Here is an 8,796-nt window from a genome sequence, read left to right on the forward strand (position 1 = left end):
CCGGGAGGAGCTCCGATCAGACGGGCAACCGAATGTTTTACCATAAATTCGCTCATATCGATGCGCACGATGGATTTCTCGGAATTGAAGAGAAATTCGGCGAGAGTTTTTGCCAGTTCGGTTTTACCGACTCCGGTTGGTCCCATAAACAGGAAAGAACCGATTGGTTTGTTCTCATCTGAAAGTCCGCTTCTCGATCTCCTGATCGCATTGGAAAGAGCAGAAATTCCTTCCTTTTGCCCGATCACTCGTTTAGAAAGAACATCCTCCATTTTCACCAGTTTTTGAAGTTCGCTCTGCATCAGTTTGCTGACCGGAATTCCCGTCCATTTTGCTACCATTTCAGCAATTAATTCTTCATCCACATATTCTTTGAGAAGTTGCTTATCTTTGGGAATTTCACGGATTTTTGCTTTCAAATCCTCCAACTCTTTCTGTTTGGAAGTCAGAATACCATATTTCAATTCGGAAACCTTCCCCAGTTCACCCCTGCGTTCTGCGATTTCTGCTTCTGCTTTGATCTTATCGATCTCTTCGGATAGATTACTGACTTGAGATAACAGATTTTTTTCGAACTCCCAACGCATTTTCAGATCGGATTGAGTTTGACGCAGATTTTCCATTTCTTCCGAAATTTTCTTCAAACGCTCAATACTTGATTGATCCTTCTCTTTTTTCAGAGATAGTTTTTCGATTTCCAGTTGTCTGACTTTCCTCTCGATCTCATCGAGTTCGGTCGGCATGGAATTGATCTCCATTCTTAAACTGGCGCAGGCTTCATCGACCAGATCGATGGCTTTATCCGGAAGAAATCTATCGGAAATATAACGATTGGAAAGAACCGCTGCCGAAACCAGAGCATTATCCGTGATCTGCACTCCATGATGAACTTCATATTTTTCTTTAATTCCTCTCAGGATGGAAATCGTGTCATTTACATCCGGTTCATTAACCAGAACAGGTTGGAATCTTCTTTCCAGAGCTGCATCTTTTTCGATATATTTGCGATATTCATCGAGAGTCGTCGCTCCAACGCAATGCAGACTTCCTCTTGCCAGAGCCGGTTTGAGCATATTAGAAGCATCGACAGCTCCTTCTGCTGCACCTGCTCCGACTACTGTATGCAATTCATCGATGAACAGGATTATCTTACCTTCAGCTTTTTCCACTTCCTTTAAAACTGCTTTCAAACGATCTTCGAACTCACCCCTGAATTTCGCTCCAGCCAGAAGTGCTCCCATATCCAATTCCACAATTTCTTTATTCTTTAGATTATCAGGAACATCCTGATCGATTACTCGTCTGGCTAATCCTTCCACGATTGCTGTTTTCCCAACTCCCGGATCACCGATCAGAACGGGATTATTCTTCCTTCTTCTGGATAGTGTCTGGATCGTCCTGCGGATCTCGTCATCTCTGCCGATAACCGGATCAAGTTTTCCCAATCTCGCCAGTTTTGTCAGATTCCGGGCATATTTTTCCAGAGCCTGATATTTACTTTCCGGATCTTGATCCGTAACTTTCTGGGAACCACGCAGTTCTTTTAAAGCAAGCAAAACCCGGTTTTTATCGATTTTGTATTTTTTCAGAAGCTGAGAAATTCTGCTCTTCTCGATCATTCCCAATAGCAGATGCTCGACGCTGACATAATCGTCCTGCAGATCTTTCGCTTCTTTTTCTGCCTGTGTCAGTACTTTATTCAAATCCTGAGAAATAGTGATTTGATAAGCTCCACTGATCACGGGAATTTTCTGAATTTCTGCAGAAATCTCATTTTTCATAGAAGAAATATCTACATCTATCTTCTTCAATAAAGAAATGATAAAACTATCTTCATCCGAAATTAGAGCAGACAAAAAATGAAGAGAAGTAATTTCCTGATTATTATTATCCTCAGTAATCTGTTTTGCTTTTTCCAGAGCTTCCTGAGATTTTACTGTTAGTCTGTTTAAATTCATATCTCCTCCTGTATCACCATCGTCAGATGGATATTTTTCTTATTTTACACAACATTTATGTAATTCCCATCAAGATGATGGAATCACAAATACAATATAATGGCTTTATGAAGCTGTCCAAATTATTTTTTAGCACTCTCCCTGAAAGACTGCTAATTTTTATTTGACATTTCGTTTTTCTCGATTATTCTATTTTATGTAGAATGAAAAAAAATGGTGAGCTGGAAACAGCAGCCGAATTATTAAGGAGGAAAAAATGAAAACTTTAGCAAGAAAAAACACAAGGGATTATTGGCCGATCAGAACAGCTTTTGATCGTTTTTTCAATAACTTTTTTCTGGAAGATGATGAAGATCAGGAGAATGTTCGTTCAATGGCTATCGATCTGGTAGAAAACGACAAGGATTATGAAGTCGTGGCAAATCTGCCGGGAATCAAAAAGGATAACATCAAGGTTTCTCTCAATGAGAACGAACTGGTGATCGAAGCCAAACAGGAAGAAAAGAAGGAAGAGAAAAAGGGTTCATACTACAGATGTGAACGCTACAGCGGAAACTATCGTCGATCAATTGCGTTAACCGATCAATGCGATGCCGATAGCATCAAAGCCAAGTATGAAGACGGTGTCCTGACTTTATCTATTCCCAAGAAAGAACCTGTTCCGGCGAAAGAAATAAAGATCAAATAATGATCTTCTCCTGAAAGCCGTGAGAAATCACGGCTTTTCTTTCAAACAGGCATTTTTTTTGTAACTATGATTATTTGTTGGTATTTCTAATAAAAGATATATTTTATTTTTTAGTTTTAAAAATAATTTCTGGAGGAAATAATGTTTCAAAAAAAACATTTTATTTTCGTGATCATACTTGTTATGATCTCAACAACTTTATTAGCTCAACTACCTCTCACAAAAAATCAAAAAAGTCCTTTTGTCGAGGTCGTGAAGAACATCCGTGAATCGGTTGTGAACATTCAAGTCGATTATGAAGTGAAAACAGGAGCAGGAAGCGGTCTTCCTTTTGACGATGAATTTTTCAAATTCTTTTTCCCGGATCAATTCCGGAATCCACAACCGAAAAGTCGTCAAGCGATGCAGATGGGAAGCGGATTTATCTTCAAAAGAGATGGAAACGATGTTTTTATTATTACCAATAATCATGTTGTGGAAAATGGCAAAGATGGAAAAATAACGGTTACACTTGCCGACAAAGCTAAATATGAAGCTGAAATCGTGGGATTGGATTCTGCTTCCGATATTGCTCTTATTAAGATCGAAGTTGAAAAAGACGAGAATGTAACAATTGCTTCTTTAGGAAATTCTGACGAAATTGAGATTGGAGATTGGGCGATCGCGATTGGAAATCCTTTCGGAAGACTTGGATTAGAAAGAACTGTTACAGTCGGAGTTATATCCGCAACCGGTCGTTCTAACCTTAATTTTGGCAATGATTCTCCCACTTTTCAGAATTATATCCAGACAGATGCTGCCATCAATCCGGGTAACAGCGGTGGTCCTCTCGTAAATATCAAAGGTGAAGTTATTGGTGTGAATGCTGCCATCACAAGTACCAGCGGTGGAAATATGGGAATCGGTTTTGCCATTCCTGCCAATCTGACCAGAGAAGTTGTCTCAGATCTGATCATCGACGGTAAAGTTACGAGAGCGTATTTAGGAATTTACCTGCAGGAAGTTACATCAGATCTGCGGAAAAGTTTCGATCTGGATGAAGTCGCTGGTGTACTTGTCAGTCAGGTGATCGAAGATACACCAGCTGATGATGCCGGTTTGAAAAACGGTGATGTAATTATTGAATTTGATCATCAAAAGGTAGAGGATGTCTCAAAATTTATGCTGATGGTTGCCGGTAGTGATATCGGGAAAAAAATACCGTTGAAGATCGTCAGGAAAAAGAAGGAAAAAGAACTGACTGTCGAATTAACAGAAAGACCATCGGATGATGTTGCAGTTAATGAAACACCTTCAACTACTGAATGGCTTGGTCTCGAAGTGAAAAGCCTGAACAGCGACTTCGCAAAAAGAAATGAAATCGAGGAAGAAAGCGGAGTTGTTATTTCAGGTATTGAAAATAATACACCGGCAGCAAGTTCCAATTTAGGAATTGGAGATGTTATCCTCGAGATCAATAATCGTTCAGTTGAAAATATGAAAGACTATAAAAACATCGTGAATGAAATCAAAGATGAAAATAATGATATTGTACTCTTTTATGTAAAAGCAAAAAGAGGTGGTTATCGGTTTGTACCTGTGAATGTTGAATGATAGCCGCCAAATAGGTACAAATAAAAAACACAGTAAAAACAAAACTTCCGAAGTTCAAAAATCTTCGGAAGTTTTTTATTTACTCCTGAAGAGGGATTTGAACCCCCGTCCGGCAGTTGCCGGATAATAGCCAACCGTTCATTTTTCCAAAATTAAATTCCTGATAAAATCTCTACCCTTATGTGATTTTAGTTCTCTTTCGCGTTTCATAGCCGACTTTTTATCTGGAAACTCCTCTTTCAAAATCAACTTCCAAGGTCTATATTTAGGTGTCCAACCTTTATTAGATAATTTATTATGTGAAATCAATCGTTGTTCAAGATTCGATGTAAATCCGATATAAATTTTATCATATTTCCGAGAGTAAAGGACATAAACTGCAAACATATTTCCCTCAATAAATAAAAAAAAACCTCCAACAAAAGGAGGTTTTAATATGGCTCCTGAAGAGGGATTTGAACCCCCGACCTAGTGGTTAACAGCCACCCGCTCTACCGCTGAGCTATTCAGGAAAAAATATTTCTTTCTTTTTGAATGATCATACGATTTGAATCCCCGTCCGGCAGCTGCCGGATAACAGCCACCCGCTCTACCGCTGAGCTATTCAGGATCGAATCTAATTTTGTGTGACTTTTTAAAAACACTCGTTTATATGTCAACTCCAAAAAGTCAATGTTAATAAAAATTATTAATTTCTCTGATTTCTTCCTTAACTAATCGCTTTAATTCTTCAGGTGCCAGCATTTTGACATCTTTACCGTAAGATAAAATGAATTTTTTTATTTCAAATAATCCCTTAGTAGGAAGTTCTAAAATAATAGAATCATCATCTAATTCCGTAATTTTCTGCTCTTTATGAAGTATTCGTTCCCTGACGAAATAAGATGCTTTTTCAGAAAATTTCAGTTTTACTTTGAATAATTTATCGGAAAAAACTCCAAATCCTGCATCAAAATAAGACTCGAGATCAAAGTCGGTTTCATGAATACTATTAGTTAGAATCTTTACTTTGGAAATTCTGTTCAAGGCAAATATCCTGATCTCTTTTCGGGAATGACAATATGCTGCCAGGTAAAAATTATTCTGATAAGATTTGAATCCGTAAGGTGAAATGATCCTCGCTTTATATTCTTTATTGATCGGACTGAAATAATTAATTCTCACCCGTTTTTTTTGGATCATTGCCAGTTGTATTTTCCTTAATTTCTCAAATATCTCATTTTGTTCTTTCAATCCAAAAGAATTGTCGGAGATGATATTATTCTCCATTTTTTTCAGGAATTTTCTCATTTCAGCGGGGATTGTTGATGATATTTTTTTAATTGCCGATAAAAATGGTTCTTCATCATCTTTTCTTCTAAATTGGGAAGTTTGATAAGCCCAATACATACTAGTAATTTCTGCGAGCGTAAAATGAATTTCCGGAATATGATAATTGGGATGAATGAAATAAAATAGATATTTATCCCTGATTTCATCATAAATCGGAAATCCTACTGACGAAAGATTTGTGATGTCTCTTCTGATAGTTCGTGTGGAAACGCTGAATTCTTCAGCAAGATTAGTATTGGAAATACCTCGATTTCCATTTTTGTAAATCAGATGGAGGATTCGCCATTGACGATATAATGATTCGTTTCGCATGAAAAAATAACTCGAAAAAAAACCTTCAAGGTTTTTAAAACCTTGAAGGTTTGGGACTCAGAATACTATTTATTCACCTGGAAAGTATTATCACCTTTTTCAAAGAAATCAATGATCTGAGTGATCGCAGCAACTCCGGCATTTATATTTGCTTCAGCAGTTTGAGCACCCATTTTTTTAGGTGTGAAATAAACTCTATTCCCGAATTTTTTGATCATTTCATCTTTTTTTTCAGGAGCAATATCCGAAGCATATTTAAGGTCGTCTCTATTCTCGAACACAAAAACCAATTCATCTTCATAAATAACTTCTTTACGCGCAGTATTAACAATTGTAGCTCCTCTTTTCATAATGCTTAACAATTGTTTATTGATGAATTTCTGTGTTTCCGGGATAGAAGGTAAATGAACCGATACATAATCACAGGTGTTATATAATTCTTCAACTGTTTCGAGAGGAATAACTCCGTCTTTTTCCATTTTCGTTTTTGGAATATAAGGATCGAAAGCCACGACTTCCATGTCAAAACCTTTAGCAATACGGGCTACATTTTCACCAACATTTCCATAAGCATGAATACCGAGTCTTTTTCCTTTCAGTTCGGTTCCCGGTTTTCCATTGAATTGTCCTCTTGCCAGATAGATCATCATTCCAAAAGCTAATTCTGCTACTGCATTAGAATTCTGTCCGGGAGTGTTCATCACCACAACTTCCTTTCCTGTGGCAGCATCAAGATCAACATTATCATAACCTGCACCTGCACGCACCACGATCTTCAAATTATCTGCATTATCGATCACTTCTTTGGTAACTTTATCACTTCTAATTATCAAAGCATCAACATCTTTAACTGCACTAACGAGATCACTTTGTTCATCATATTTTTCTAATAAGGTCATTTCATAACCTGCATTCTGGCAGATTTGTGAAATTTTTTCAACTGCTGCTTTAGCAAACGGTTTTACGGTTGCAACCAGAATTTTTTTTGCCATAATTTCCTCCGTTATTTTTTTTGATTCATTAAAAGAAAAATCCATTTTTTTGGTCAAGTATTATCCAATAAATTTTCCTGAAAAACAAAAAACTTGACGGAAAATCAAAACTACAAGTTTTTCACCACTATTAGTAACAAGGAGTAAAGATGAAAAAAATTAGTATTTATAAAATTATCAGTATCATTGCGTTCTTACTATTAGTATTTATTCTTATTTTACCGCAGAAATTCAATATCAATAGAAAACAGAAAGCTGAAGAATGTATCAGGAATATGAAAATAATTTATGATGCTATCGAACTTTTTATGCAGGAAAGAGAAATTGATTTCAACGGAACTGCCCAGGATTTGATGAGAATGGGTTATCTGAAGAAAACTTTTGAATGTCCAGAAAAAAGTGTTGGTGACAAATACTTTATGGAAGGTGATTTTGAATCTGGAAAAATAACTGTAACCTGTCCGAATGTGGAAGAATTTCCTGATCATAAACTGCCGGAATCAATTGTTGAATAAGAATAATTTAGCAAAATGAACCTTCAAGTTTTTTCTTGAAGGTTTTTTTGTTACTAACTAACATTTTACATTTGAAAAAGAGCTATTTGATTGTCATTCTAAAGTATTTTCAACAGATTTTTTGTTAGAAATTCATTATCAGAAACCTCTGAATGACATTCAACTATCGAAAAAATATTAATGAAGCGGAAATGAATATTACCATTATATGAAATATAAAGAATTTTTAGATTATATTTATCAGCGTCATTCCGGAAATGTTAAACTCGGTTTGGACAGAATGGAAAATATTCTTAAACTGATGGGAAATCCAAATGAGAAATTGCACGGGATACACATTGCCGGAACCAATGGCAAAGGTTCAACAGCAGCAATTTGTGAAGCTTTGTCCCTTGGATCAAGTCTGAAAACGGGTTTGAATACTTCTCCTCATCTTGTTGATTATCGGGAAAGGATCAGGATCGATGGGGAGAATATCGGTTTAGAAAAATTAATCGATATTTATAAAAAATGGGAAAACATTTTCGAGAAAAATGAAGCTTCTTTTTTTGAAATAACAACTGCTATGGCTTTTTATCAATTCTATCAAGAACAGGTAGAGAATGCTATTTTTGAAGTTGGGCTCGGTGGTAGATTGGACGGAACAAATCCTTTTAGGTCAACGATTTCTGTTATTACAACCATTTCTTACGACCATCGCAAAAGTCTTGGAGATTCTTTAGAAAAAATTGCCTTTGAGAAAGCTGGTATTCTGAAACAGGAAACTCCTTTGATTTTAGGAAAAATGTCCAAAAAAGCTTCCCTGATCATCAAAAAAAGAGCTAAAAAATTTGATATACAGGTTTTCGAAATAGGAAAAGATTTCCAAGTAACAAATATTAAGATTTCAACAGCAGGAACGATTTTTGATTATCAGAGCAAAGATTTCTCTCAAAAAAAAGTAAAATTAAATCTTATTGGTAAACATCAAGCGGACAATGCTGCCCTTGCCATTTTTGCTTTTTTGCTTTTCCTTAAAAGAACAAATCGAACTTTTAGACCTGAAAATATCAGAAAAGCTCTAACAAAAATTAACTGGTCAGGCAGGATGCAGATCATAAGAAAAAATCCAACCGTTATGATCGACGGTGCTCATAATGAAGAAGGAATCGAGACTTTAACTCAAAATCTGAAAGAATTGTTTCCAAATAAGAAGATTTATTTTGTGATGGCAATTTTGCGGGATAAAAATCTGGAAAAAATAATAGAAAATATATGTGCAATAAGTCATAAAATATTTATTTCAAAAAATAGATCAACCAGAGCAGCAGAAATCGAAGAGCAGGAAAAATTTGTGAATAACAGCAATATCGATTTTGAAACTATAGATAATGTTGTAAGAGCAACAAAAACTGCGATCAAGCAAG

The 8,796-nt window shown here is 36.1% G+C and carries 8 protein-coding genes and 1 tRNA gene; 4 read left to right on the forward strand and 5 right to left on the reverse strand.

Annotated features, from left to right (window positions below):
- Positions 1 to 1,958 (reverse strand): AAA family ATPase (locus ENL20_07830; protein ID HHE38470.1); only part of this gene is annotated, 1,958 nt, incomplete at its 3' end.
- Positions 1,959 to 2,214: 256 nt separating this feature from the next.
- Here ENL20_07830 and ENL20_07835 point away from each other — a divergent pair.
- Complete coding sequence (locus ENL20_07835; protein ID HHE38471.1) at positions 2,215 to 2,646, forward strand: Hsp20/alpha crystallin family protein; 432 nt, start codon at positions 2,215 to 2,217, stop codon at positions 2,644 to 2,646.
- 141 nt (positions 2,647 to 2,787) lie between these two features.
- The gene (locus ENL20_07840) at positions 2,788 to 4,239 is read left to right on the forward strand and encodes a Do family serine endopeptidase (GenBank protein ID HHE38472.1); all 1,452 of its coding nucleotides are present in this window, start codon (positions 2,788 to 2,790) and stop codon (positions 4,237 to 4,239) included.
- A gap of 138 nt (positions 4,240 to 4,377) precedes the next feature.
- On the opposite strand, the gene ENL20_07845 is transcribed toward ENL20_07840, so the two are convergent.
- The 4 genes from ENL20_07845 to ENL20_07860 all read right to left on the reverse strand — a co-directional run bounded on the left by ENL20_07845 (position 4,378) and on the right by ENL20_07860 (position 6,875).
- On the reverse strand, positions 4,378 to 4,626 hold the full coding sequence (locus ENL20_07845; GenBank protein ID HHE38473.1) for a GIY-YIG nuclease family protein: 249 nt from the start codon (positions 4,624 to 4,626) through the stop codon (positions 4,378 to 4,380).
- A gap of 50 nt (positions 4,627 to 4,676) precedes the next feature.
- Positions 4,677 to 4,751: transfer RNA gene (locus tag ENL20_07850), tRNA-Asn, on the reverse strand.
- A 163-nt stretch (positions 4,752 to 4,914) separates the two neighbouring features.
- Positions 4,915 to 5,883, reverse strand: a complete 969-nt coding sequence (locus tag ENL20_07855; protein ID HHE38474.1) for a transcriptional regulator — start codon at positions 5,881 to 5,883, stop codon at positions 4,915 to 4,917.
- 65 nt (positions 5,884 to 5,948) lie between these two features.
- Positions 5,949 to 6,875, reverse strand: coding sequence for a 3-phosphoglycerate dehydrogenase (locus ENL20_07860; protein ID HHE38475.1), 927 nt, complete (start codon positions 6,873 to 6,875; stop codon positions 5,949 to 5,951).
- Positions 6,876 to 7,024: 149 nt separating this feature from the next.
- Between ENL20_07860 and ENL20_07865 the strand changes: the two genes are divergently transcribed.
- Positions 7,025 to 7,390 (forward strand): hypothetical protein, encoded by a 366-nt coding sequence (locus ENL20_07865; GenBank protein ID HHE38476.1) that lies wholly within the window; start codon positions 7,025 to 7,027, stop codon positions 7,388 to 7,390.
- A 208-nt stretch (positions 7,391 to 7,598) separates the two neighbouring features.
- Positions 7,599 to 8,796, forward strand: a 1,198-nt coding sequence (locus ENL20_07870) for a bifunctional folylpolyglutamate synthase/dihydrofolate synthase (protein ID HHE38477.1), incomplete at its 3' end; no start/stop codon positions are given.

The organism is Candidatus Cloacimonadota bacterium (assembly GCA_011372345.1).
Taxonomy (GTDB): domain Bacteria; phylum Cloacimonadota; class Cloacimonadia; order Cloacimonadales; family TCS61; genus DRTC01.

Bases quoted from the DNA above. Each gene is read 5' to 3' on its own strand.
- ENL20_07860 (HHE38475.1), bottom strand. From the start codon at position 6,875: ATGGCAAAAAAAATTCTGGTTGCAACCGTAAAACCGTTTGCTAAAGCA.
- ENL20_07835 (HHE38471.1), top strand. From the start codon at position 2,215: ATGAAAACTTTAGCAAGAAAAAACACAAGGGATTATTGGCCGATCAGA.
- ENL20_07845 (HHE38473.1), bottom strand. From the start codon at position 4,626: ATGTTTGCAGTTTATGTCCTTTACTCTCGGAAATATGATAAAATTTAT.
- ENL20_07855 (HHE38474.1), bottom strand. From the start codon at position 5,883: ATGCGAAACGAATCATTATATCGTCAATGGCGAATCCTCCATCTGATT.
- ENL20_07865 (HHE38476.1), top strand. From the start codon at position 7,025: ATGAAAAAAATTAGTATTTATAAAATTATCAGTATCATTGCGTTCTTA.
- ENL20_07840 (HHE38472.1), top strand. From the start codon at position 2,788: ATGTTTCAAAAAAAACATTTTATTTTCGTGATCATACTTGTTATGATC.